22 protein-coding genes and 2 pseudogenes are annotated in these 23,758 nt (G+C 58.5%); 6 read left to right on the forward strand and 18 right to left on the reverse strand.

Annotated elements, in window-relative coordinates; genetic code table 11:
• The first annotated feature begins 95 nt into the window (after positions 1-95).
• Positions 96-467, forward strand: a complete 372-nt coding sequence (locus V1294_RS38145; RefSeq protein WP_442895469.1) for a hypothetical protein — start codon at positions 96-98, stop codon at positions 465-467.
• Positions 468-606: 139 nt separating this feature from the next.
• Here the strand turns inward: V1294_RS38145 and paaI are convergent, their stop codons facing one another.
• Positions 607-1,059, reverse strand: coding sequence for a hydroxyphenylacetyl-CoA thioesterase PaaI (paaI, locus tag V1294_RS31025; RefSeq protein ID WP_334502541.1), 453 nt, complete (start codon positions 1,057-1,059; stop codon positions 607-609).
• Between the two features lie 283 nt (positions 1,060-1,342).
• Complete coding sequence (locus tag V1294_RS31030; protein WP_334502543.1) at positions 1,343-2,215, reverse strand: hypothetical protein; 873 nt, start codon at positions 2,213-2,215, stop codon at positions 1,343-1,345.
• Positions 2,216-2,575: 360 nt separating this feature from the next.
• Here V1294_RS31030 and V1294_RS31035 point away from each other — a divergent pair, with 360 nt between their 5' ends.
• The 3 genes from V1294_RS31035 to V1294_RS31045 all read left to right on the forward strand — a co-directional run bounded on the left by V1294_RS31035 (position 2,576) and on the right by V1294_RS31045 (position 4,028).
• Complete coding sequence (locus V1294_RS31035) at positions 2,576-2,902, forward strand: DUF1330 domain-containing protein (RefSeq protein WP_334478374.1); 327 nt, start codon at positions 2,576-2,578, stop codon at positions 2,900-2,902.
• Positions 2,903-3,000: 98 nt separating this feature from the next.
• A complete protein-coding gene (locus tag V1294_RS31040; protein ID WP_334478372.1) occupies positions 3,001-3,378 on the forward strand; it encodes a hypothetical protein in 378 nt (125 codons plus the stop codon).
• A gap of 77 nt (positions 3,379-3,455) precedes the next feature.
• Positions 3,456-4,028, forward strand: coding sequence for a hypothetical protein (locus V1294_RS31045; protein ID WP_334502545.1), 573 nt, complete (start codon positions 3,456-3,458; stop codon positions 4,026-4,028).
• Between the two features lie 400 nt (positions 4,029-4,428).
• Here the strand turns inward: V1294_RS31045 and V1294_RS31050 are convergent.
• Positions 4,429-4,663, reverse strand: a pseudogene (locus tag V1294_RS31050) (TRAP transporter large permease subunit); the annotation flags it as partial.
• A gap of 406 nt (positions 4,664-5,069) precedes the next feature.
• Here V1294_RS31050 and V1294_RS31055 point away from each other — a divergent pair.
• A pseudogene (locus V1294_RS31055) lies at positions 5,070-5,250 on the forward strand (IS5/IS1182 family transposase); the annotation flags it as partial.
• Between the two features lie 165 nt (positions 5,251-5,415).
• Here V1294_RS31055 and V1294_RS31060 read toward each other — a convergent pair.
• The 6 genes from V1294_RS31060 to V1294_RS31085 all read right to left on the reverse strand — a co-directional run bounded on the left by V1294_RS31060 (position 5,416) and on the right by V1294_RS31085 (position 14,086).
• On the reverse strand, positions 5,416-5,667 hold the full coding sequence (locus tag V1294_RS31060) for a MafI family immunity protein (RefSeq protein WP_334502547.1): 252 nt from the start codon (positions 5,665-5,667) through the stop codon (positions 5,416-5,418).
• Complete coding sequence (locus V1294_RS31065) at positions 5,664-9,191, reverse strand: RHS repeat-associated core domain-containing protein (RefSeq protein WP_334502549.1); 3,528 nt, start codon at positions 9,189-9,191, stop codon at positions 5,664-5,666. Before V1294_RS31065 ends, V1294_RS31060 begins: the two co-directional genes overlap by 4 nt.
• A gap of 125 nt (positions 9,192-9,316) precedes the next feature.
• Entirely contained in the window at positions 9,317-12,154 is a 2,838-nt protein-coding gene (locus V1294_RS31070; protein ID WP_334502551.1) for an FG-GAP-like repeat-containing protein, read from the reverse strand.
• 233 nt (positions 12,155-12,387) lie between these two features.
• Positions 12,388-12,888, reverse strand: a complete 501-nt coding sequence (locus V1294_RS31075) for a hypothetical protein (protein ID WP_334502553.1) — start codon at positions 12,886-12,888, stop codon at positions 12,388-12,390.
• Entirely contained in the window at positions 12,885-13,466 is a 582-nt protein-coding gene (gspM, locus tag V1294_RS31080; RefSeq protein WP_334502555.1) for a type II secretion system protein GspM, read from the reverse strand. Before gspM ends, V1294_RS31075 begins: the two co-directional genes overlap by 4 nt.
• The gene (locus V1294_RS31085; RefSeq protein ID WP_334502557.1) at positions 13,463-14,086 is read right to left on the reverse strand and encodes a PilN domain-containing protein; all 624 of its coding nucleotides are present in this window, start codon (positions 14,084-14,086) and stop codon (positions 13,463-13,465) included. Before V1294_RS31085 ends, gspM begins: the two co-directional genes overlap by 4 nt.
• A 33-nt stretch (positions 14,087-14,119) precedes the next feature.
• On the opposite strand from V1294_RS31085, the gene V1294_RS31090 reads away from it, so the two are divergent.
• Entirely contained in the window at positions 14,120-14,569 is a 450-nt protein-coding gene (locus tag V1294_RS31090; protein ID WP_334502559.1) for a hypothetical protein, read from the forward strand.
• A gap of 80 nt (positions 14,570-14,649) precedes the next feature.
• On the opposite strand, the gene V1294_RS31095 is transcribed toward V1294_RS31090, so the two are convergent.
• The 9 genes from V1294_RS31095 to gspD are packed head-to-tail and all read right to left on the reverse strand — an operon-like array spanning position 14,650 to position 23,307.
• Positions 14,650-16,425: a GspE/PulE family protein gene (locus V1294_RS31095; protein ID WP_442895395.1), complete on the reverse strand. Its 1,776-nt coding sequence runs from the start codon at positions 16,423-16,425 to the stop codon at positions 14,650-14,652.
• A gap of 11 nt (positions 16,426-16,436) precedes the next feature.
• Entirely contained in the window at positions 16,437-16,931 is a 495-nt protein-coding gene (locus V1294_RS31100) for a prepilin peptidase (RefSeq protein WP_334502561.1), read from the reverse strand.
• Complete coding sequence (locus V1294_RS31105; protein ID WP_334502563.1) at positions 16,928-17,758, reverse strand: general secretion pathway protein GspK; 831 nt, start codon at positions 17,756-17,758, stop codon at positions 16,928-16,930. The genes V1294_RS31100 and V1294_RS31105 overlap by 4 nt, the downstream gene beginning before the upstream one ends.
• 28 nt (positions 17,759-17,786) lie before the next feature.
• Complete coding sequence (locus tag V1294_RS31110) at positions 17,787-18,476, reverse strand: prepilin-type N-terminal cleavage/methylation domain-containing protein (RefSeq protein ID WP_334502565.1); 690 nt, start codon at positions 18,474-18,476, stop codon at positions 17,787-17,789.
• A complete protein-coding gene (locus V1294_RS31115) occupies positions 18,473-18,967 on the reverse strand; it encodes a prepilin-type N-terminal cleavage/methylation domain-containing protein (protein WP_334502568.1) in 495 nt (164 codons plus the stop codon). The genes V1294_RS31110 and V1294_RS31115 overlap by 4 nt, the downstream gene beginning before the upstream one ends.
• Before the next feature lie 37 nt (positions 18,968-19,004).
• Complete coding sequence (gene gspG, locus V1294_RS31120) at positions 19,005-19,514, reverse strand: type II secretion system major pseudopilin GspG (RefSeq protein ID WP_442895396.1); 510 nt, start codon at positions 19,512-19,514, stop codon at positions 19,005-19,007.
• Positions 19,515-19,535: 21 nt separating this feature from the next.
• Positions 19,536-19,997, reverse strand: a complete 462-nt coding sequence (locus V1294_RS31125; protein WP_334502571.1) for a GspH/FimT family pseudopilin — start codon at positions 19,995-19,997, stop codon at positions 19,536-19,538.
• Positions 19,994-21,217, reverse strand: coding sequence for a type II secretion system F family protein (locus V1294_RS31130; protein WP_334502572.1), 1,224 nt, complete (start codon positions 21,215-21,217; stop codon positions 19,994-19,996). Before V1294_RS31130 ends, V1294_RS31125 begins: the two co-directional genes overlap by 4 nt.
• Positions 21,217-23,307, reverse strand: coding sequence for a type II secretion system secretin GspD (gene gspD, locus V1294_RS31135; RefSeq protein WP_334502574.1), 2,091 nt, complete (start codon positions 23,305-23,307; stop codon positions 21,217-21,219). The genes V1294_RS31130 and gspD overlap by 1 nt, the downstream gene beginning before the upstream one ends.
• Between the last annotated feature and the right edge of the window lie 451 nt (positions 23,308-23,758).

A 23,758-nucleotide genomic window follows, 5' to 3' on the forward strand; every position in this document is an offset into this window, starting at 1 on the left:
CCGCATCGAATCATCTCACGTCAGAAAGGCTGGGCAAACCGAGGAGTATCGCATTGAGCCTGGGTGAAATCCGTAACCTCGACCATACTATCCTCTTGTGCAACAAGATGGATGAAACGCGCGCGTTTTACCGCGACATCATGAAGTTTCCAATTGAGACTGACCGTGGGAATTGGGTCAGTTTTCGCGTGGGTGCCGCGCTACTGACGCTGCGGCCCCGCGTATCGTGGGTCGTCTGCGACGTTGGGAAGTCAATGCCTGAATCAGCGGCGATCCAGCTTGCCTTTCGCGTCCCGCCCCCGGCTGTAGAAACCTGCATGCGGAATTGGTCGCCAAGGGTGTGTCAATCCTATGGGGGCCAACCGATCTGCCTGACTGGCGCCACCGCACGATGTTCTTTCGCGACCCCGAGGACAACATCATCGAAATCTACGCTGAATACTGACCTTCGATGCTGGATGACATAAGTTTGATGAACAAGCACTTCAGCTTTGAGCCACTCGGACACAAAAAAGCTCTGCGCGACGCCGGGCCTCACGTGGTGTTTCACAAAGGCGGCGTTACCGCCGACGCCAGCGCGGGAGGTTAGACTGAAGGGCCGGTATTCTACCGCCCTGTAGTGACGGGCAGAAGGACCCCACCTATCACCCGCGAATGAGCGCGGAACTCCGCTATGATGGCATGTTCCAAAGTAACTCTGACACCGTAGAGTCCGGATCGTCCGGAACGTACGATTTCGGTCGCCGTCGCCACCAAACGGTCGCCGAGCCTGGTCGGTCGCAAAAACGAAATGCGGCAGTGTGCGGAGACGGTCCGTTCGTTGTAGGTATTCGAGGCAAGCGAAAATGTCACATCGGCCAACGTGAAAATAGCGCCTCCATGGGTGATCCCGAGGCCGTTGACCATCGCAGGCAGCACAGTCATCGCGACGGTGGCTTGGCCCGCCTCGATCGATAGCCGCTCCAGGCCAAGGCTTCGGAGCGTGGCGTCCTGTCTCCACAAGAAGTCCGCGCATGCCCGCGCCAGCTCGGAGGGCGAAATGCCCGCTGCATCGTTCACTGAAAGCTCCTCTTCTAATATTCCCCAATGCAATGGCGGCGCTCGGGAACCGGCGCGTGATGTCTGACAATTCGGCGCGGCGGGTCATCAGGATCAGCTGGCCATCCCAAACCGCAACGAACTCTTGCCGCGTCAACAGGTCGAGCTGCAGCGCTGCGGTGGCTGCAAGCTGAGGCCGACGAAGAGGCCGCCGTCCATTATGCGCGCCAGACGGCAGCCTCGTCGAATGCACGACACGCGAAAATTCACGCTGCGATCCTGTTCCAGTTCACACTGTTTCGATTTATTGCTGCTTGCGGTCGGTGCTGCCGTTCCTGGACGGCCCTGCACCCGAACCGCCCGCCGCTTTTTGTGTCTGGGTCACGGTCACGCCTCCGCCGCCCGACGCCTTTCGATGATCGCGGACGGCCGGCTGTGTCCCGTTGCTGGGTGGAGGGGTCGTGCTGACCGTTCCACTGGGCGCAGCGGGCGGCGGACTGCCGGGAGCAGGGGCAGCAGCCTTGCCTTGGCGATGATCGTTGACGACCGGCGCGGCGTTACCCAATGCGTCGCGGTTGCGATGGCCGGTCGGTTGGGGGACTGGCTGGCCCGCTGCGATCGCTCTGTCGCGGACGACGTTGTCGCGCCCCAGGGCGTACTCGTTTTTCGCGGTTGCGGGATTGGCGTATGCGGCATTGACGCCTGCGGCCTTGAGCTGTCTGGCCAATTCAGGATCCCAGACGTGATAACTGGCCCCATTCGGCGCCAAGATCATCTGTCCATTTTCGATCGGAACGCCTTGCTTGACCGTGTAGGTATGGGTGCCCGCCCCATCTGTAACGACGACCTTGGTGTACTGGCCGTTCCAGCCCCGGTTCGGGTCGTCCGCGACAACGCCGCCCTTGCTCTTGTCTCCAGTCTTGGTACCGCGACCTGGCTTGAACGGACTATCATCGCGTCCATATTTGTTCCGATTCTTGAGGTTGTCTGAATATGCTTTGTCTACGCACGCCTTGAAGGTGGCCTCACATTTTGCTTCGCATATGCCGCCTTTGCATTTTGAAGAACATCGGCTAGCATCACCGGAACAGCTCTTTGTTTCAGCGAGGGCTGACGGCACATGGGTGAAGGCCCCAAGGCTCGTAAGGCCAAGGGCAATGATGAGAAACTTACGCATTCCGGTCTCCGGGTTGGTTCACGGGGTCCGCTGCCTGTGGAATGGCTGAATCGCTCACCCCCGTAAGCTGCCCGCAATCATGGACGCCTACCGATCGCACCGCGTCGTACGATCGGAGGATAAAAGTCGTGCTTTTCAAGATAGCGAGTGGCGGCGCCATAGGAAGCGACCATGTTCGCCACAACCGTCGGCGCCGGACTCGTGATTGATGCAGTGCCTGCTCCAGTCCCGACCATCAATACAGATTCTGTATTGGCCTGATTCAGTTCCTGAACTGGTAATCGCTGCGTTCGTCAGGCAAGTCGAGGCCAGACCTTCGCGCATCCGCGGCGGCTAACATACAAACAGGATAGACATCTCATGAAGGCATTTCTGATAGCAGATATCAAAGTGACGGACGATAAATGGGTGCCGGAATACGCGACTTCAGTACACGACCTCGTGCATAAACACGGCGGCAAGTATCTGTCGCGCAGCGGCAATGTGAAGACACTTGAGGGTACGCCTCTGGAAACTTCCCTTATCGCAATTATGGCGTTTCCATCGGCAAAGCACGCGGAGGCCTTCGTTGCTGACCCCGCGTACGCCCCTTACGTCGCGGCTCGCCGAGCCGGTAGCGAAAGCCGCTTCCAACTAATCGACGATACCGATTTGGCCGGCACAATATCGTATCTGAATAAGGGCTAAATAACAGGTCTCCCGCGCTTGCTTCACGGAATCCCGCTCTCCTCTCCCCTGCGGGCACCGTGGCGCTTTTCTGAGACCGAGAAACCGCAGGAGCGGCCTTGTTGCGGACATACCAACCGGACGCCCTGCTGTTTTGCCTGAGAATTATTTCGCAAGCTGGTCTGTGCTTTTTCCAGGCCCGATTCTCCAACGGCACCCGCTTGCCACGATCTGCGAAGACGCCCAATGGCCAGCGTTGCGGACACCAAAGCTACGCGACGCCATCAAATACCAGACAATCCGACGACATCTCGAAAGGCCTTCTCGATGAAATTAAGCAAGACGACCAAGGCATCACATTGCCCAACGAGTATCGACTGCTTGACGCCTCATTTCTTGTAGGCATTTCAGGTCCTTCCTCAACGAACACCTCGAAGAGCAACACCGCGCCCTCCGATGCCATCCTCATCGAATCCATCAAACCTGGATCCCAGTGATCCTTCGGTGTGGGTGGGCCTCCGGCTTGTCCACGGCCCGGCTTGGTTGGCGCACCACAGGCTCGAGACTTGCGCATATGCAGACGGCATCGAGGCGAGCAAGACTTGACCGTGAAGGACGCGCTTTTTTCCCACCAAACGCAGCCGAGCTGGACCAGGCGCGCCGGATCTTGGCATCGCCTCTATGCTGGATAGTCGCCGAAGAAGTGGCCGAACATCGGGAGCGGTGGATCCGGCTGCTCCTAGCTATCCAGACCATCGTTCCTCGGTACATAATTGCCGTCGAACTCAACGATAGCGACTCTGCCGAAGAAGGATTGCGGAATTGGTCAGAGGAATTGCAGCAGACGCTCGAACCTAATGACTTATCGGCCGACTTCCGGAGCACACTGGAGCTGATCCGAAAGCACCCCCGGCACGGTGGCATGACCGAACTGGAGGAGGCAGAGCTGACCGACGGACAGGGCCGTGCGCTGTCGGCGCACCGGACGCAGCAGAGCTACATCGGCTACGCGAAGCGGACCCAGAAGCGCGTGCTGGCAGCAACCCGCAAGCGGCACGCGCACAGGCTGGCGAACGAAATGGCTACAGACGTTCAGAATGAGCAGCAGAAAACCGTTCAGAATGAACAGCAGAACAAAGCGGTTTAGCTGAGCAATATCAACTGGCTGGCGACTCAGTGCCGTTCGAACCTGTCTCCGGCCGAATTCCCTGCAAACAGGGAATTTTTCAGGGAATTGTCGAAGATTGGCACCCCGGAGACGCCGATCGTAGCGCGGAATCGCGACATCTACGGGGGTATCGGCGCAAATTCCCTACCCCGGATTGCAGGGAATTTGTCCGGCTAACAGGGTATTTTTCCAGGCACAGCAGGCAATCCCAAAGGATTCAAGGCTCTCGTTGCAGACCCATTCAAACTAGCAGACCGTCATCCCGGTGCAGGGGATGATTCGTGACCTACCTGGACGCGCTTATTCCCGAGCATCGCAGGGCCGGCGGCGGCCAACGGCGTCATCGGCGCCCGCTATTCGTTGCCCGTCGACCTCGCGGTCAGAGAAAGCCGATGGAGAACCAAGGTACTGCGGCTATAATTAGAAGCCCAAGAAGTAAAACGCCGAGATATGGCCAAACACGCTTCATCGCCACTTCGGGAGCTACTCTTCCGATCGCGCAAGGCGAATAATAGCCCACCCCAAATGGAGGCGAACAAACCCAAGCCCATCGAGAGCACGACGACGACGGCGCAATGCACGTCATTTATTGCCAGCTGACGCGCGATGGGAAAATGACCGGTCGGTTAGATCCGACGAAAAAAGAAGCCATGGAGCTCTCAGCCCAAGAGACCTTAGTCACCTTGCGAACGACCAAAGCCGTTTTCGGAAAAGTTCTGAACGTGCTGAACTAGGTTGGCGGCCCCTTTCTGAGCGGCGGCTGGCGCCAACCAGTCTACCGCAGCCTTTGGAAGCCCAAGATATTCCAAGACTTCGCTTGCTAGAGGCTCGACGCCAAATGTCGCAACTTCACTCGCATCGAACGACACCTCCAACGCACCACGTTCTAAGCCGCGAGACTGAATGGATTGTTCAAACTCACGGAGGTCGAGCGCGGCTTGCTGGTTCAGATATTTGAGGCTACCCGACTATCGCCTTTCCGATGAGGCGGTGTGCGAACGCTAGGTGGAGAGCCCCTAGTTCCAGTTCTTCACCGGGGAAGAGTTCTTCCCAGCACGAGTTGCCGCACGAGCGCGCCTTGAACCGATGGCGCAACTGGCTCGGCGACAGGCTGGAGCCTTTACTGGCCGAGAGCCTGCGCCTGGCCCGAGGGTGGCGCGTCACCGTAGTACGCGCTCACCTGTCCATTTCGCCCAAAGCATCTCTTCGTCCATGGTCGCGGCTTGGGTGTAGGCGGCCATCTCTTCATAGGTTAATTTATCTACTAGGCAGTGACGCATTAGGCGCGTTGCGATTGCTTCCGACCGAACGCTGCAAAAACAGCAATCGAGCTTTGAAGACCGCCAGTGATGGTGCCACCGCAATCTCAGCGATTAGGGGCAATGTTCATCAGCTTGGCCAATCGGACGAGTTCCTGCCGCTGAGTTGCTGACAACACGATACTCTGTTGGGAAATAGCATCGATTAGCCATTCAAGCGCAACTCCATATTCACGATTCTCGATAAACTCCTCGACGATCCCCACGGTGCTAGAGTCGAGCTGACCTTTCAAAGGACTAAGAAAGGAGGTTAGCGAATTCGCCAGGTGCTCCCAACGTTCGATTCGACTATCGCTCATGGATTCCTCGGTACATTAGTTGGATATCCCGTGATGATTCGACGACCATCATCTACAGTTTTGATATCAATACCATCTCTCGTGCCCTGCGATATGGTTCTTGTCCCTTGAGTCCTTCGACTTGAACTTGGGTCCGTAGCAACGTCCGATACTTCGCCGAGTATCTTTTCGTCTGACCAGCTAGGTGGAAACTCCGATTTTCCAGCGGTTCCCGTACCCGCCCTGTGCCCACCGCCGGTATTGTCACCATCTAGTATGTGCCCTTTGCCCTTATCGTCCGTCAGATCGGGAGGATTAGCGGAATCGTTCGTAAAGATATTCCAAGTCTTCCAGATGCCATAGGCGGCTGCGACAGCAGAAGTACCGAACAAGAAATCTGAAACAAAAGCTGCTCCAATAATTGGGGCCGCGACGACTATGGCTCCATTTGCATTCCTAAATCTTTGCTCCGCACTTCCCTCAAAACGGTTCGTCGCAAGATACTGGTATGCACCCGTAAGTGCACCGTTAGCAAACTTGCCGCCGCCGGCCACAGAAACTACGCCGCCGATGGTGGCGCGCGCGAGGGTCGCGCCCATGTACTGACCAAAATCGGTCTTCGCATTGGGGAACAACTGACCGGTCACCGGAGACAGGGCCGCTCCTACCGCGGCGGATGCTGCTCCCGATGCGCAAGATCCTCCGGAGGCAACTGACGACGCGCATCCCACGGCAGCGTTCGCACCAACATAGGCCAGCGGGTTTCCCGCCAGCGCTGATGTACCGCTGAATGCGTACGTTGTAACCGCTGCTATTGCGGCCGCCTTCAGCACCTGCCCCAGATTGCCCCCGGATATGCCCGTCACGATGGCGGCACTCACGGCGGCAACGCAGGGGACACAAGCCCCTGCAGTAGCTGCATTCAGCACCACATTGAGCGTGATCTGCACGATCGACATGAAATTGTTTTTGATGAAGTTACCGATGGCGGTGAACGCCTTGCCGATCCAGCCGAAGGCGTTGGAGAACCAGTTGAAGCCGTTGGGATCGGTGAAGGCGAGCGGGTCGTTGCCGACATAGGAGTACCGGTTCCAGCCCTGCATGTTCATGGGGTCGGTGACCGTCGGGTCCGCGCTGGTGAACCTTGCCAGCAATGGATCGTAGACGCGCCCGTTCAGGTGCACGAGGCCGCCGATCGAGAGCTGCTCCTCACCGGTGAAGCCGCGCGTGGACTGGCTGGTGATACTGCCCGCGGTGTCGTCGCTGCCGTTCGGGTTGCGCCGCTTGCCCCAGGCGTCGTAGCTCAGCCGCTCCACGACCAGGCCGTTCTCGTCCGAGATCACCGAGATCGAGCCGAGATGATCGGTGTGGAAGTAGCGTGTCGTCAGCGTCTCGGAGGCCGTCTGCAGCACCCGCATGCCGACCTTGGCATTGCCGACCGCGAGATAATCGGTCCACTTCTGTGAGATCTGGCCGGGATTGGTGACCTCCGCCAGCACGCCGAAGCCGGCGATGTAGAGCGTAGTGCCTTCCGGCGTCACCTGCTTGAAGCGCTGGTGCTCGGTGTCGTCCACGAAGCTGATGGTACGGGTACCTTGCGTGATCGATGCCGGCTTGTTGTAGGAGGTCCACGCGATGGTGCGGTTCAGGCCGGAGGTCTGGTTGCCGTTCTGATCGTAGGTGAAGGTAGTCGAGATCAAGCCGGAAGTGATGCTCGTGACGGCATGCGGCAGCGGCTGGCCGGCCGCCGGATAGACGTAGGTGCCGACGTCGGACTTGGTCAGCATGTTGCCGATCGCGCTGTAGCTGAAGGTCTTTGCAAGCGGCGTCGGCGTCAGGTTGACCGTCGAGGACGTCAACCGGTTCAGCGTGTCGTAGGAAAACGTCTCGGACAGATTGGTGTTGGCATCGGTGCGTGACAACGGATTGCCAAGCCGGTCATAGGTGTAGCCGAGATTCTGCACCGCGGTGCCAGCACCGCTGCCGGTGGTGAGGCTGCTGAGCCGGCCAGTGGTCGCTTCGAAGGCGCGATTGGTTACGAGACCATTGCCCGACGTGAGCTGCGTCAGATGCCCCTCGGCATCCATCGTGTTCGCGGTCCAGTAGGCCTGGCTGGTGGCGTCGTTGGATAGCTGGTTGGCAAAGCCGAGGCTGTTGTAGCCATAGCGCGCGGTGAAGCCGGAAGGATAGTTGACCTTGCTGATGCGGCTCTGGGCATCGTAGATCGCCCCCATCACATAGGTCGCGCCGTCGATCGTGGTTGAGACCTGCGAGGGCCGGCCGAGGGTGTCGTAGGCCACGCTGCGGCCAAAGCCGTTGCCGGCGCCCGCCGTGATCCCGGAAGACGCAAGCTTGCCGATGCCGTGGGCGGCGGTGTCGTAGGTCCATACGCTTGTGACGTCGACCTCGACGCGTTGCACGATACGGTCAAGCTTGTCGTAGGTGAGCGATGTGACCTGGCTCTTGGCGTCGGTCTGGCTGACCAGCTGGCCGAGCGTGTTATAACTATAGGTCCAGTGGCCGAGATCGGGATCGGTGCTCGCGACCTTGCGGCCGCGCAAATCGTAGGTGGCAGTCACGACGTTGCCGGCGGCGTCCGTGGCCGAGAGCAGATTGCCGACCGCGTCATAGGCATAGGTCATGACGCCGCTCTGGGCGTCGGTGATCGAGACCACCTTGCCCTGGCTGTTCTTGACGACCGTGCGGGTCTGGCTCAGCGCATTGGTCTCGGTAACGGACAGGCCGTGATAGGCGGTCTGCGAGAGGCTGCCGTCGGGCTTGGTCTCAGTCAGGACACGGCCGAGCGTGTCGTAGGTGTAGGTGGTGTATTGCGGCGTGCCGCCGCTGACGAAGTACGGCCGGCTGATCTGCGTCAGGCGGCCGAGCGCGTCATAAGTCCTGGTCGCGCGGACGACCGCGCCATTGAACCCCTGGGTCTCGCGCGCGATCTCACGATCGAGCTGGTCAAAATACACGGTCACATAGGGGCCGCTGACCGTGGTGCCGTCGGCGGCATAGGGAGTTTCGGTAACGAAATAGCTCGCACCCGATACGCAGGTTGCGGTACCGCCGTTCACGCCGTTACAGAAGCTGTAGATCCACTTGGTTTGGGTGCTGTCGGCGCGAACCTCCTGGGTCTTGCGGCCGAACACGTCATAGCTGAAAGTCGTGGTCAGACCATTGGGGCCGGTGTGACTGGTCGGCTTGCCGACGCGGGCATCGTACTGGATGCTCTCGCTCTGGCCGAGCGCGTTGGTGTTGGCGCTGTTGAACTGGCCATTCGCGCTGAAGGCACTGCTCGAAGAGCGCGTGACGATGTCGGCGCCGCTGACCGTGACCGAAGTCTTGTTGCCAAAACTGTCGTAGCCATAGTCGGTCTGCAGCCGCAGCGCCGGGGTGTCGGGCTCGACCACCTCCTGGTTCAGCACGCCTTGCGCATCATAGGCAAATGACGCAGTTCGCGCGATGGTACTTGCGGCCCATCCCGTGCTCGACGACAGCAGAATGACGGCAGCCGCAACCGACGACTTCACGATCTTCAACATTTGCCTATTCCCCAAAGCACAGAGTGCAAATCAGCCAGTCGATGAAGCACGCACTCACACAAAGCTTACAAGCAGACGTACACGACACGCAGGAAAAGGTAGCGCCTCCGCCGGGCCCTCACCCGCTACGGCGCTACGTTCGTTACTGTCGCCCGCGTCAGCCGGCCGAGATACCAGAGGCTCGGATCATTGCTGTAGGTATTGTTGGTCGTCTTGCTGAACCCATCCGGTGTCGACACCACCACCTGGGTCGCGTTCAAATAGGCGTCGTACTGGTTCGACGTCGTCACCGTCGGCAACGCCGATCCATCCAGATCCGCACCGCTCGAGACGTTCTGCGTCACGTAGACATGGTACGGAGCACCACCGCTGGTGTCGTAGGATTGATACGTGTTTATCGACTGGCCAAGCGTCAACGCGCCGATCGTTCGACTGGTCGAAGCGACTAAGCCAATGAAGGGGAAGTTCTGACGATAATTGGTCGTGTCAGAAATGCCCGTCTGCAGATCTTTCACGGTCATTTGCGCGAAGCCGAGATAGCCGCGGCCACGCATGTCAATCTTCGCTCCGGCGTAAGTATACGTCGAGCTATAGGTACCGCCGACGCCGTTTGAGGTATCGACCTGCGATACAACGTAAACGGGACTTTGAAATTCTTGCACAGGATATGTTGCGCCAGAACCTTTGGTATACACACTCGATTTTGTAAGGGCGTCGTAATTGATTGTCACCACCGCACCAAGGCCGCTGGTCACCGAGGTAATCACGTCCCTCACACCGCCATTTGCCAGCAAAGACAAATAGGAGTGATCTCGCACAAACGTTATATCCGTGAGCCCATCCCCATTGTAGTCGCCAGGAAAAGGTTCCCAGTACGTCGCGGGCGGAGATCCAAAACTGAATCCTCCACCGTAAGCTCCGACTTTTTGCGAGAAGTGCCCATCGCCGTTGCTGACGAGAAAGTAGTAGCCTCCGTCAGACAACAGCGCGAGATCGCTCCGGCCATCTCCATTGATGTCTGAAGTGAAAGGCATAAAGTTCTGATGCAGCGGAATTCCGAAATTCAAACCGTTGGAAAGAGTATCGACGGTTTGCGCAAATGTGCCGTCCCCTTTTCCGAGAAAACACCAATATGCGTTGCCGCCGACGACCGCAAAGTCAGCCTTACCGTCTCCATTAAAGTCGCCCGGAAACAATGCGTATTGGTATCCGGGCGGGCCACCGTAGTTTGACCCCAACGGGTAACCTACGCCTCCCGCACCACGGAAGGTACCGTCTCCATTACTTAGAAGAACGTAGTAACCATCGTTGCTGAGCATTGCGAAGTCGGTCTTGCCGTCACCATTGTAGTCGCCCGGCATCAAGTTGTATTGTGTGACGGCAGACAAGATGGGCGAAATCCACCCCACGGATCTAGTCAAACCAGCTACATTGGTACCAAAATTCCAACCGTTCGGGTGAGCTCCAATTATTTCGGAAAACGTTCCATCTCCATTGCTCAGGAACGTCCAATAGTTGGCGCCATTGATTAACGCAAAGTCGGTACGCCCGTCACCATTGAAGTCACCGGTAAAGGGTCGGTATAGGGAGGAAGGTGGCCAGCCATAGTTTGACCCTGCCGCGTAGAGATGTCCTCCGGGGCCGCCTAACGTGCCATCGCCATTGCCAAGATAGATGTAATATATATTGCCCCCTAATAGGATAAAGTCTGTCTTACCATCGCCGTTGAAATCGCCAGTCATCGGAACGAAATTTGCAGTTACGGGATTGCCGAAATTGGCACCATTGGGATAAGGGAAAACTCCGACAGCTCTAAATGTCCCATCGCCGTTGCCGAGCATCGAGTAATACCCATCGTTGCTCGCCATGATGATATCCGCTATGCCATCCCCGTTGAAATCCCCCGACACCGGCACACGTAAGGAGCGCGGCGGCGTTCCAAAGTCCCATCCATTCGGGAGAGCGTACCCTTGGAAGGACATCGAAACTGTTCCACCAGCCGTAGCCCACTGAAACGTTGTAGCCGGCAAGCAGACGCTGCTCGGTCCACACGGCGTAACCGCATTCAACTGCGAACGACCGCTGCTTGGACTCACCTGATATGAGAGCGCGTAATCCGTAACCAAGGCAGCCCCGACAAACGTCTTGACGCTTGTCAAACGCACATTGTTCTGCATCAGAGAGCCCGACTGATACAGCGGGGAAATGTCCGGCCGCGTTGCGTAGACAAACTGGACCGAGTTGTAAGGGCTAACCGAGGCCGATGAATTGCCAGTATAGTCAATCCGGCTGGGATGGAATTGGCCGTTTGTCGTGTCGTTGATGTAGCTGACCGTGTAGTAGTTCCCCTTCGTGTCACTGACTTTGTTCACCGTCCATGCGCGCGCGGTCGTTTTGCCTTGCGCGAGAATCCGCGAATCCACGCTGTTACCGAACTCAAGAGTTTGGCCGGACTTTGTACGAACTTCGAACCATGCCGGCCCCGTCCCAGCGGCACCGCGCGAGATCACTTTGGAGTAAGACTCAATCTCGGTACGGTATTGCGTACCGTCAGCTCCGTACGCGCCGTTGATCGCCGTGAGTCGCTGCCCGTCCAAACAAAAGCGATCGTTGGCGTCAAAGTTGACGCCGCCAACCACATTATCTTGCGCCATCGTTTTCGGGCAGCGGCCAATAGACGGCAGACCGGCAAGCGACCAACCCAACCCCAAAATCCCATTGGGGCCCTGGCTGCTATACTCCAGCGACAAGCTCGGACTCATGCCGGCCGTACCAGGCGGCAGCGCAATAGGGATCGAATATGTCGCCGCTCCCGTCGGACTCACTCCAGACTGGCCGGATAGCGACATCGTGCCGGAATGACTTAAGGTTGTGGATAGATTTAAAAAAAACGCCGCCACAACCAACACTGCGGCGGACAGATGCAAACGCCGACCATCGTCAGCAACCATTCCCATCGACATTCCCCAACCCCCAGCTCAACGTGTGTAAGCAAATCAACACAACGTTAGGAGACATCAACTTCTGCGCGTCGTCAATCGCACCGACACCCTTTCCAAAAAAAATTTTTCTCAACCGGATGCGAAAGAAGATCGGCGACATTGGACTAAAAATTCACCCGAGAGACATGCGAAGTTCACAAGCAACAGTGTGCATAATGCGCATCCCGTGACTCTTGCGACAACTTCAGCGACTTTCAGTCAGGAGGATAGAGACTCAATTCGATTGATCGTCCCGCCTGCTCAAGCTTCACGCCCATTCTGTTGACGGACTTGACCTTCCAGCCCTGAAACGTCTCGCCCTCCCCCGCCCACGCTCCGCCCGATCCGGCTTTGCTGAACAAATACGCCTTGCTGAGGCCGTTCTTGATCATCACGCCGCCAACAGCGAGGCCGGGATCGACGGCTACCGGCGGCGGCGGCGCCGTCACCGCGGGCGGGGCCGGCGGTGGGGGAACGAAGGGTTCGCGTGATTTGAACAATACCGGACGCGCCAGAATTTGCCCGTAGCTTTCGACCGGTCTCCGGTTGGTCGCATTTACGACCGAGCCCGTCAGATTAACATTCCAGTCAATTTTGTCGGCCACGGCCGAACCATCAGACGCAAGCTGCGTCGCCACGTTGGCCAGCAGGCCAGCATTGACGCACAAGACGATCAACAAGCCGGCCGCACGGAGTGGGGCAATGCGCCATCTCATGGTTGCCCACCCACCTGCATAGCGCCAAAGATATCGAGTTGCGCCTGGATGACGGGTTCTTCTGAAGCGCCCTGCCTGGGTGGCGGGGGGCTCTTCAGGGCGGCACCGGCAATGAAGAGATAGGGTTTCGAGCTCTCGATCGCATGGACTGCCTTGACGATGGATTGCAGCGAACCGAAGATCTCGATGCGCGACCCGCTATATCTGATCTGGTCGACAGTCTTGACGGGTAGCGCCTGCACCGCGCGCAACTTCGCACCACCCGCCTCGGCCATCGCCTTCAATTTGGTCTGCAGATCGGCGCTGACGACGTTTTCGTTCGGGCCAACAAGAAACTCGCCCCCCTGCATCTGGGCTTTTGTGTCGGAAACGATCGACTGGACGTTGGCCGCCTGCGCGGCGATGGCGGCCAGCCGCATGAGCACTTTCCTCTGCTCTTCGATGCGGTTTTCGCGATCCGCGAACAGCGTATATAACGGCAAGACGAAAAAGCCGACGATCGCAACGCATATCGCCACATTGCCGAGCACAAAGAGCGCCTGGCGGCGGAATTGAGCGTCGCCGAATATCTTCCTCATCGCGCGGCTTCCTTGAGCATGGTGGGCCTTCGTACCGTTGCCTGTAGGGCGAACCGTTCGCGTCCTTCGGCCGTATCGAAGGCAACCGGCGACGTTAGCGCCGCATCGAGGAACAGCCTCGACCCATCGATGATCCCGACGAGACTTGGCGCCGCCCCCGAAAATCCGATCATGGTCACCTGTCCCTCGCGCTTGCCGGAAATTTCAGCGAGACGGAACTCGGTCAGCCACGAATGAGACGGCATGACCCGTGTCGTCTCCTCCCATAAATCGATCAACCCCGGCGCCTCGCTCCGTTGCAGCCGAAGTCGGACCAGCGCGTTTCGTTTCTCGTGCAATTGATCGACAAGGGCGCGCACGTGCTGCGCCTTTTTGCTCGTCGCCGCAATCTCATCGCCGAGACGGTCGAGCGCGGCCTGCTGGTTCAGATATTTGAGGCTGCCCGATAACAGCGCGAGAATAACTGCGCTGCAACACAAGGCAGGCACCAGCTTGTGCCTCCACGATTTTCGCGCCTCCGCACTGCGGCGCAAATTGATCATGGGCGCGCACTGTTCGCCGTCACAGGCGTCGAACATGATAAATGCAATATTGTCGGTACTCAGGTTGAGTTCCGCCAAGGCGTGATGCACGAACTGACGCTGAATTATCCATTGCCGAACCTCGATCTTTTCACCGCCGGCGATCTCACTTGCCACGTGATCGCAATAGATATCGTCGGCCTTGAAAGGCGTCTTCTTCGCAAGATCCTGGGCAATGACGTCATCAACGACGCCACCGGCTTGGGCCGGAAGGATCAATTGCCTGCCAAAGACGCTCTCCGCCGGCAGCCGAAGACCAAGGTCGACGTCTCGCCGTTCCAGTTTCCGCGAGAGCAGGAAGCGATCAATCTCCAGCAAGAGGTTGCTCACCGACGCTGCGCGCTCCGAAGTGATTGGCGCGAATACACCGTCCAGCAGCTCAAGTGTGACTTCCTCCTGACCGGCGGAGATCACCAATCGCGGCCGCCCGCGCCCGGTGAGGAATTCTGCATACCTTTCGGGAAACAGGTTCACAAATTCGTTCATCCACCATCGTCCGAAGCGGTTCAAAAGCTTCGATAGCGGTGCAATGCCCGGTCGGCTCAACGAAAGTTGCATCGGCGCCTCACGATCTCATTTCGGTTGTTGCGAAGAAGTCTCCGCTATCCCATTCGAGTCGCACGCAACACCTCGTCGATCGTGGTTTCTCCCCGCCACACCCTGATAGCTCCCGTCTCGTACATGCCGAGCATGCCGCGCGTCCGCGCAGCCTTGCTGATCTGATCGTCGGACGCACTCGATAGAATGAGGCCGTGGAGCCCAGGATCGATCAATAATACCTCGGCGATCGTCGAACGGCCGGAAAACCCGACACCCACACATTCCGCACAACCGACCGCCTCCAGAATCTTCGGCTTGCCGTACCTTTCGATACCAGGAACCGCACGCGTCAACTCGCTTGCCCAATGGCCCGCCTGCTTATGCTCACGCACGCAGCAACGGCAAAGTTTTCGGACCAGCCGCTGCGCCACAACGCCTTTGACCGTCGAAGCCAGCAGGTAGTTCTCAACGCCGATGTCGATCAGCCGTGTGATCGCCGCAGCGGCGCTATTGGTATGGAGCGTCGATAGAACCAGATGGCCTGTGAGCGAGGACTGAATGGCAATTCGCGCCGTTTCCAGGTCACGAATTTCGCCGATCATGATGATATCCGGATCCTGACGCAGGATCGCCCGCAGCGCATGCGGGAAATCCAGCCCGATTTCTGCCTGCACCTGCACTTGATTGATGCCAGCCAATTGATATTCGATCGGATCCTCAACCGAAAAGATATTTCGCTCTGCATTGTTCAGCGAACTGAGAGCCGTATAAAGCGTGGTCGTCTTGCCGCTACCCGTCGGTCCGGTTACCAAAATAATTCCGTTGGGTTCCTGCAACAGTCCCCGAAGTGCGGAAATCTGATCGGCCGAGAAGCCTAGCTCGACGAAGTCAAGCGCCACCCGAGTACGATCGAGGATACGCAGAACCACGCTCTCGCCGAATATGGTCGGAATGGTCGATACACGAAAATCTATGTCAATACCTCTGATAGCTATCTTGATACGACCATCCTGCGGCATACGCCGCTCGGCGATATCGAGTTTGGCCATAATCTTGAGACGCGACGTGACGGCCGCACGTAACGCAGGCTCCAGCACCTGTGCTGTTCGGAGCATTCCATCGATCCGGTAACGGACAACCACCTGGTCAACGTTCGGCTTGATATGAATGTCGGAAGCGCGAGCCTCTACCGCACCGGCGATGATCTGATTAACGAGCCGGATGACCGGCGCTTCGCTCGCGATATCGCGCAGGCGCTGTACGTCAAGTTCGCTGGCTTCCCCCGATCCGAGTGAACGATTGTCAGAATCGCTGGCACGCACCGCATAGAGGGCATCGAACGATTTCTCGAAATCGGCTGGCGCAAAGATCCTGACATTGACCTTCAAATTGGTCAGATAAGCCAGTGCGCGGATAGGCTCGATGTTGAGAGGATCCGTCACACCAACGGAAAGCGTACCGCCTTCGAGCGCCAATGGCAGGACGCGGTTGCGACGCACGAAATCAGCCTCAATCACGTCAGGAAGAAGCCGCTCGAGCGGCAGGTCGTCAGGACGCGCCAATTTGAGGGCGAGGAATTTTGAAAGCGCCGCAACCAGATTGATCTCAGAGACCAGCCCAAGCTTGGTCAGGACACGATCCAGCCGCTCGCCAGTCTTGTGGGCGGCGCTTGTCGCGCGCTCAAGAACGATATGATCGACGATGTTTTCCGCAATGAGAAAGTCGCCGAAGCCTTGTTCAAATTGCATGTTGTTCGAGTTATCAATCGCTCCGAATCCCGATGCCCAGGGCAAGGGCTCCGGCTTTGTGTTTGTCCGCCGATTTTCGAGCATCGCCATTCCTTCCGTATCTAGGAGCCGGGTACAATTGCCATCGACCAGCACACCACGGTACCAAGGCCAAGAAACGGGCCAAACGGTAGACGCGCTGCGATATCGAGTTTCCGCCCCTTTGCAGATCGAACGATTACAAAAATCAATGCAGAACAGGACGCGATCAGGAGCATCGAGGTGATCTGCTCCCATCCGATCCAGAGTCCTGCTGCAGCAGCGAATTTCTGGTCACCAAACCCGAGGCCATCGATGCCGCGAACATAGCGGAATAGAGCGGCTATCATCGACAGGACGACGAATCCAAACAGCGCCCCAAGAAGAGCATCCGTTAGATCGGGGCGGCCAACAAAGACCGCCTGACCAACTCCACCGGCGGCCAACATCGCGTTGAGACGATTTGGCAGGATCATCTCCCGGCAGTCGATCACCGCCATCCTCAAGACAGTGGCTATAAGCAAACAGCCAAAGGCGGCCTTCGATATTACCAGCAGGTCTCCCAAACCATCGCTCATTTGGCCCCCCAGCTCAGCAGCCAATATGGCTGATTGGGATTTTGCGTTAGCCGAACCGTTGCCTCATGCACGAATGTTCTGTTTGACTTCTCAAACTCCGTCCGGATCGTGAAGGCGCGACCTTGCAGAAACGTCATGACGTCGCTGGCCGATCTTTCCATCAACTGCTGGCTTACGCGCGCTGCCAACGCGGATTCGACGGCATCCGGCGTCATGTTCGGAAGCGCGCGTAACACTTCACGTGGCGCCACTTGCGGATCGAGAAACTGGCGGCCCGAATAAACCGTCAATGCAGGTTCTATCCGCTGGAACAGGGCCGGCGTCATATCCATCACGAGCAAGAGTTCGTCGACACTCTGAAAGGGCCCATTGCGAGGCCGATATCCGCTTCCGAGAGCCCGGTAGTCCTGCTCCTTTGCGCCGTTGAGATGCTTGAGTGGCGTCGCCGTTCTCCAGTCCACGATCTTGTCAGCAAGAGCGCTGGCAGAACCAGAATCGAGGCCAGCTGACCTCAGCAAGCCTGCGAGCAACGACCCTTCTGCCTGGTTGAGGTCGATCTTGCCCAACTCGTCCTGAATCGAGATCCTGATGGAAGTTCCGCTGAACTCGAAGTTCTGCGTGCCACCGTCGGTCCGCCACCGGCGCTCAGAACGCGGTTCGAGCAACCCGGCGACTGCGCGATTAACACCCGCCTCTACCGTCGCGTTGACGCTAGCCATCTCAAGGCCATTGCGCGCAAGACTGTATGACATGTTGCCGCTCCATAGCAGCGACAGCGAGATCGCTGCCAGCAACCCCAGTCCCCACAGTACAGAAACGACAGGCATTTTCCTTTCCCTATCCGTTAGAGCCGGCCTAGCGGCCACGGCACCGCGTGGTGATCGGATCGTAAACGCAGCTCACGTCAGCAAGAATGCGCGGCGCGATCAGCAGGTCCGGCCATAGCCGCGCGTCGCCGGAACGGAATCCCACGCGAAGGCGGACAAGCCTCGGTACGTCGCTTTGTTTCGTCCAGCTGTCGTTCCATTGAAGCTTTCGCTCCGTCGCGGTCTCTCCGAAGTAGGAAAACTCTGCCCGATCTATCCCGGAAAGCAGCAACGTCTTTGTCGTCATTGATTGATCGTTGGGGCCGGCAAGCTCAGGCGTCGCGGAGACGACCAGGTCGGCCTGCGCCTGTCGCCGCTCGACGAAAACACTGAAACGAAACCTGCCGCCGCCATTCGAGGCGATCGGCGCATTTCCAAGGAAACTGACGGCCTCCTTTGTGCCCTCAAAATCTATCTGCTGCTGGAGCGAACCGTTCGTCACCATCATGGGATAGAGATTGCCGATGGTCCGCCGCAGCAGATCCTGCGAAATCATATTGCGTTCAAACTGCTCGGCGCCTCTGCCTGCGCTCTGCCAGGCACGCAAACCAAACCGCACATTGTCGAACAACAGGGTCACGAGCAGACTGAACAAGGCCAGCCCAACCAAGAGTTCCACAAGCGTGAAGCCCGCCTCACCACCGGTATGACGCCCGATTATCGCGGAGCGTGGGCTCATTGGCGCGTTGCCTTTGGTCCAAGACGCAATGTCGTCAATGCGTAGAAGCGCCTCTCCGTCCCCTCCTCCCACTCGACCTCCGCGGAAACACTATAGAGTCCGACGGGTCTCTCGTCGCTCTCCCTTACATTGTCATACGGTTGCATCTTCAAACGCCAGCGGTATCCATTTGGGTATTGGCCGTCCCGCACTTCCGCCCTGATCGCCAAATCGGTGCCTACTTCAGCCATCAGAGACTGCGCCAAGGAGCCGGCTCCCGCCATCCTCTGCGCGGACGCCGTTTGGCGCAGGCTGTTCGAAATCAATCCTAGTAACAGGCTCAGGCCAGCCGAAAGCATGGCCAGCGCCACGATGACCTCGACCAACGTAAACCCGGCCTCGCGCTTCCCGCCGATCATCGAGCGACGCAGCATACGTCCCCATTGGCAGCGTAACGGCAGCGGCCCATGCAAGGGCCACGAGCGGCGGGCCGCAGCTGCCGGCAGATACATGCACATTTCCGCTTCCCGCTGCCGGACCGTCGTCATGTTATTGCTGCCTGCCGGTCACGGTTGCTGCCGCGACCGAACTGTCACCCTCGCGCCCCTCCGGCCCCAGCGAGACGATGTCATACGCACCTTGTTGGCCCGGAAATTTGTAGACGTAAGGCCGCCCCCATGGATCCTTCGGCACTGAATTGTCGTTCAGGTACGGCCCGTTCCATGATGCTGCACCGTCAGGCCGTTGCGTCAAGGCGCCGAGCCCTTCTGCCGAGGTCGGATAGCGGCCATTGTCCAGGTAATAGAGATCGAGAGCCGCGGAGAATCCCTGAATCTGGATACGTGCCGTCTTCACTTTTGAATCTGAAAGGTAGCCCAAGACCCTGGGGCCGACGAGACCCATGAGCAGGCCGATGATGGCGACCACCACCAGGATCTCGACCAACGTAAATCCTGCGTCGGAACGATGCAGCCGGCCAGAACGATTCCCGGACTTCTGCCTCCCAAGCCCCACTATCAGATTGGCAAGGCCTGTTTGGAATATTCTTGTCAAACGCATTGGATTGCCCCTCATTTTCAATCAGCAAGGTGGTCCTTTGCGAACCGTGCCTGTAAGCCAATCGACGCACAGCTTGGTCTGCTTTCCTCGAAGTGACAGTGTCACGTCACCCCCGGTCGAAGAGCCGTCCGGGAAGAACTGAAAGCCACCATTCGAAGCGGCAGACTGCATCGCCGAAGCGAAGGTCAATTTGGCTTCAATGTTCGGAGCAAAGGGGCGCTCAGAAACGACGCTCGATCGAAATGTCCGCCGATCGACATCGATGAAAAGTGCCATTTGCGCATTTCGCGTGACGGCCGCGGAGCGCGTGACGCGAAGCGCCGCCGCCAACTCGCTCGACGCCATATCCAGACGCAAGCCCTCTGAACCGCCAGAGAGCAAGGGCGCCGCAAACGTCGTCGTGAGCGCAATGATTGTCAGCACGACAAGCATTTCCACCAATGTGAAGCCCTCGCAGCGGCTTCTGCTTTCGCTGGCACTCATCGGCCCACCATGTCGTTGATGCTGAGGACCGCATTCATAACCGGCATGATCAGGGCGCCAACCATGAGCGCAATTCCGACCGTAAGCGCTGGCGTGAGCGCCGACATGAAGCGATCGATGTTACTCTGCGTCTGCCGCTCAAGCATGACTGCGACCCGCGTCAGCATGCGGTCCAGTTTTCCCGCCTCCTCTCCGACGGAAATCATCTGCAAGGCAATCGCCGGCAATACGGCTTCGGCCCGCAACGCTCGGTGCAGTGCTGTTCCCTGATGAACGGCCTCGATCACCCGATCCATTCCAGCGGCGATGTGGCGATTGCCGATCACGCTGCATGCCGACTTTGCCGCCTGGATCAGTGGGACGCCCGCCTTGAGCATTGTCCCAAGGGTACGCGCAAAACGCGCCGCTTCCTGCTGCAACAGAAACGCTCCGACAACCGGGAGCCGCAACTTGAGACGATCTAGCTGTTGCCGCACTTCCGGATTGCGTGTCGCAACGGAGACGGCCCCGAGAAGCGCCGAGAGTACAATCGCGGAGCTCGCAGCGATCTCAATCCACCTTTCCTGCAACGCCAACATGAACTGAATGCTCGTCGGCATCGGCTTGCCACTTTGACCGAAAATCGGTGCAATCGATGGGATGAGTCCACCAACGATGATTGCGAGCGTGCCCAGGCTGAGAACGACCAGCATGCAGGGATAAATGAGCGCCGACTGGACCCGCGCGCGGATTTCCGCCCTGCTCTCCAGCAGTTCGGCTAACTCGACAAACACGTCGGCTAGCGTTCCTCCGGTTTCGCCGGCTCGCACGACCGCAATATAATCCGCAGGAAACACCGCAGACTGCTTCTGCATGGCATCCGACAACGGCATGCCATTCAGGATCTCGGACAGCAGGCCCTCGACCAACTCGCGAAGCCGCGAGGACGATGCCTGCTCTTGAAGTATGCGTAACGCATCGTCGAGCGGGATTTCCGCGGCATTGAGCATCGCGAACTCCCGCGTGAACGCGAGAAGGTCCCCACGTCGGGCGCCCCCTCCACCGAGCACGATTTCGCGATTCCACCATCTGGTGCCGGATTGATCCGCCGAATGCATCTGGAACGGCGACAACCCTTGTGACCACAGCGCTTCGTTGGCCGCATCTAGCGATGTCGCATCGACCGTTCCCTCGGCAAAGCGACCGTCATGACCATATGCGCGGTAGCGAAACGTCGGCATCACTCAAGTATCCTGCGTCCCATCTGCTCAACAGTGCGCGATCGGGCCCGGCGATGTGGCCCTTCGACTGCGATGTAGCGCCGAAACTCGTCTGTAATGAATCTCGCCTCATCCAGATTGCGAATGACGTGCGGCCTGATCAGGATTACGAGTTCGGTCTTGACGATCTCGTGGTCCTTGTAGCGGGCGGCGTTGCCAAATACCGGAAGGTCACCCAGGATTGGGATCTGGGTGCGGCCGACGGATTTGCTTTCCTGGATCATTCCACCCAGCACCAGGGCCTCGCCATTGTTCACCACCACGCTTGTCTTGATCTTGCGCTGGCGGATCGTCGGCGAGTCGATTTTCGAAGAGGTCGTCAGCACCACGCTGGAAACCTCTTGCTCGATGTCGAGCAGGACGCGGCCACTTTCGTTGATGCGCGGCGTGATCGACAGGATCACGCCGGTGTCCTTGTAGCTCACCGAGTTGACAATTGGTGCGCCGGGAGTCAGCACGCCCGTCGCCGACTGCGTCGTGATCGGAACCTGATCGCCGATCTGCAATATGGCTGGCTTGTTGTCCATGACCGTGAGCGACGGCGACGACACGATGTTGATGTCGGTGACCTTGTTCAGCATGTCCAGCGTCACGGCGACATTCGCCGCCGTCAGGGCATAGGAGAATCCAGGAAATACCGAGGTGACCGCGCCGTTCAAGGCATCGCTGAAGGTGTATCCGGCGTTCTTTTGCTGCATGTACCAGCGAACGCCGAATTTGAGATCGTCGTTCAGCGTCACTTCAGCAATCGTCGCCTCGATCAGCACCTGGTTGGGCATCAGATCGAGCTGGCTGATCACCTGCTGCACGCGCACGTAATCGGCCTTGGTCGCCTCAATCAAAATCGCGTTTTTGGCTTCATCCGCAACGATCTTGACCCGTGGCCCATCGGTCGTGCCGTCATTGCCGAGCTGGACCGTCGAACCGGAACTCGGGCTGGAAGTCGCCGGAGCACTCGCGACCGCAGGCTGGGCACGGCCCACTCCGCCAAACCCGCCGGACGACAAACCGATCGATCCCGTTACGCCCGTAGAGCCGGAACCGATGCCCCCTGACTGCTGAGGCGCGGACTGAACCCTCGCCTCCTGATAGGCCGGCGAAACGTTGCGGCGCGCCGCCGATCCGGCGGTCTCGTTCGAGAACATCGATTGCAGGACATCCACAAGTTCCTGCGCCCGCCGATTTTGCACCGAATAGGTGAAGAGCTGTTTTTCGCTGCCCTGCGCCTGGGCGTCGAGGCGGCGGATCCAGGTTTCGGCACGACGGAGATATTGCGGTTGCGGCGAAATCACCAAAATGGCGCCGAGCCGCTTGTTCGGGAGAAACTGCACCATGCCCGCCATCGGGCCTTCGCGATCGGAGGCAAACACCGTCTTCAGTTCGCTCGTGATAGCCTCCGGTTGCGAGCTCTTGACCGGTACAATCGCAAACGACATTCCCTTCATGACGTCGATATCGAACAGCGCGATCGACTCCTTCATGCTGGTGATTTCCTCGCGGTTGCCAGATAGCGTGATCAGATTACGCGTGTCGTCGGCGCGGACAATGCCGCCGCGCGGCGCGATAACTTCCAGCACGCGCCGGATTTCAGAAGCGGCAACATATTTGAGCTGCACGACCTGCAGCCCAGTGCCGATCAACTCGCCATCGTCACCCTCTTCCGTCCTGATCCTGGCGCCGACGACGGCCTGATCTGCGGCGGCGATGCGATAAGTGCCCTTGGTATTGACGATCACCGCGTTGTTGGCACGCAGCGCTGCCTGGAACAGATCGATGACGGTCGATCGCGCCACGGGCTTCGGCGTCTGGATCGTGACCTTGCCTTCGATGCCGGGATCTACCGTATATTTGACCGAGAGAATGTCGCCGAGAATGGTCTTGGCCGCTTGCGGCGCCGGCACGTTGACAAGGTTTATCGTGACTCCGTCGACGGCATCTTCCGATGACCGGCCGATCGTACCGGTGGCCTGCTCACCAACGAAACGACCTGATCCTTCGATGACAGTCGATTGGCCGCCGCGATTATTCGCAAGCAGCGACGAGCCGCCCATCCTATCAGTCGACCGTCCCAATCCTTCGCCCGTACGTGTCGCAGTCGGCGGCATCGGCGCGGAGGTCCACGTCGAAGAAGCCGGCACGTCAACGTCCGTCTGGCACGCGGAGAGGCCTAGCGCGAGAAAAAGCAACAGAGCTTGGAGCCGGGAAGCTCGGTAATTCAACGCAGGCACTCCCACCGACACGCCGCGGCGCGTCGACCGCACCTCTACCTGCAATTGTACACAGTTTCAGAGGGTGAATGTGAATCTATGCAATCCATTCACAGGTAATGCACATGATTATTCAAAAACATCGGAGTAAGTTGCTCCGTCCAAGTCAAGCGGCTGGGTGCGACAAACGGCAGAGATCGCCCGTCCATTGTAATCGTTGCCATGAGCCGGGTTGTCGTCCATCGATACCCCTCGACCGGTCTAGCCGTGCCCGATCTTGGCCTGGTTCTCCGCT

The sequence above is a fragment of the Bradyrhizobium sp. AZCC 1678 genome, assembly GCF_036924765.1.
Lineage (GTDB): Bacteria > Pseudomonadota > Alphaproteobacteria > Rhizobiales > Xanthobacteraceae > Bradyrhizobium > Bradyrhizobium algeriense.

Bases quoted from the DNA above. Each gene is read 5' to 3' on its own strand.
- V1294_RS31030 (WP_334502543.1), bottom strand. From the start codon at position 2,215: ATGCGTAAGTTTCTCATCATTGCCCTTGGCCTTACGAGCCTTGGGGCC.
- V1294_RS31035 (WP_334478374.1), top strand. From the start codon at position 2,576: ATGAAGGCATTTCTGATAGCAGATATCAAAGTGACGGACGATAAATGG.
- V1294_RS31045 (WP_334502545.1), top strand. From the start codon at position 3,456: ATGCAGACGGCATCGAGGCGAGCAAGACTTGACCGTGAAGGACGCGCT.
- V1294_RS31060 (WP_334502547.1), bottom strand. From the start codon at position 5,667: ATGAGCGATAGTCGAATCGAACGTTGGGAGCACCTGGCGAATTCGCTA.
- V1294_RS31065 (WP_334502549.1), bottom strand. From the start codon at position 9,191: ATGTTGAAGATCGTGAAGTCGTCGGTTGCGGCTGCCGTCATTCTGCTG.
- V1294_RS31070 (WP_334502551.1), bottom strand. From the start codon at position 12,154: ATGTCGATGGGAATGGTTGCTGACGATGGTCGGCGTTTGCATCTGTCC.
- V1294_RS31075 (WP_334502553.1), bottom strand. From the start codon at position 12,888: ATGAGATGGCGCATTGCCCCACTCCGTGCGGCCGGCTTGTTGATCGTC.
- gspM (WP_334502555.1), bottom strand. From the start codon at position 13,466: ATGAGGAAGATATTCGGCGACGCTCAATTCCGCCGCCAGGCGCTCTTT.
- V1294_RS31095 (WP_442895395.1), bottom strand. From the start codon at position 16,425: ATGGCGATGCTCGAAAATCGGCGGACAAACACAAAGCCGGAGCCCTTG.
- V1294_RS31100 (WP_334502561.1), bottom strand. From the start codon at position 16,931: ATGAGCGATGGTTTGGGAGACCTGCTGGTAATATCGAAGGCCGCCTTT.
- V1294_RS31105 (WP_334502563.1), bottom strand. From the start codon at position 17,758: ATGCCTGTCGTTTCTGTACTGTGGGGACTGGGGTTGCTGGCAGCGATC.
- V1294_RS31110 (WP_334502565.1), bottom strand. From the start codon at position 18,476: ATGAGCCCACGCTCCGCGATAATCGGGCGTCATACCGGTGGTGAGGCG.
- V1294_RS31115 (WP_334502568.1), bottom strand. From the start codon at position 18,967: ATGTATCTGCCGGCAGCTGCGGCCCGCCGCTCGTGGCCCTTGCATGGG.
- gspG (WP_442895396.1), bottom strand. From the start codon at position 19,514: ATGCGTTTGACAAGAATATTCCAAACAGGCCTTGCCAATCTGATAGTG.
- V1294_RS31125 (WP_334502571.1), bottom strand. From the start codon at position 19,997: ATGAGTGCCAGCGAAAGCAGAAGCCGCTGCGAGGGCTTCACATTGGTG.
- V1294_RS31130 (WP_334502572.1), bottom strand. From the start codon at position 21,217: ATGCCGACGTTTCGCTACCGCGCATATGGTCATGACGGTCGCTTTGCC.
- gspD (WP_334502574.1), bottom strand. From the start codon at position 23,307: ATGGGCGGCTCGTCGCTGCTTGCGAATAATCGCGGCGGCCAATCGACT.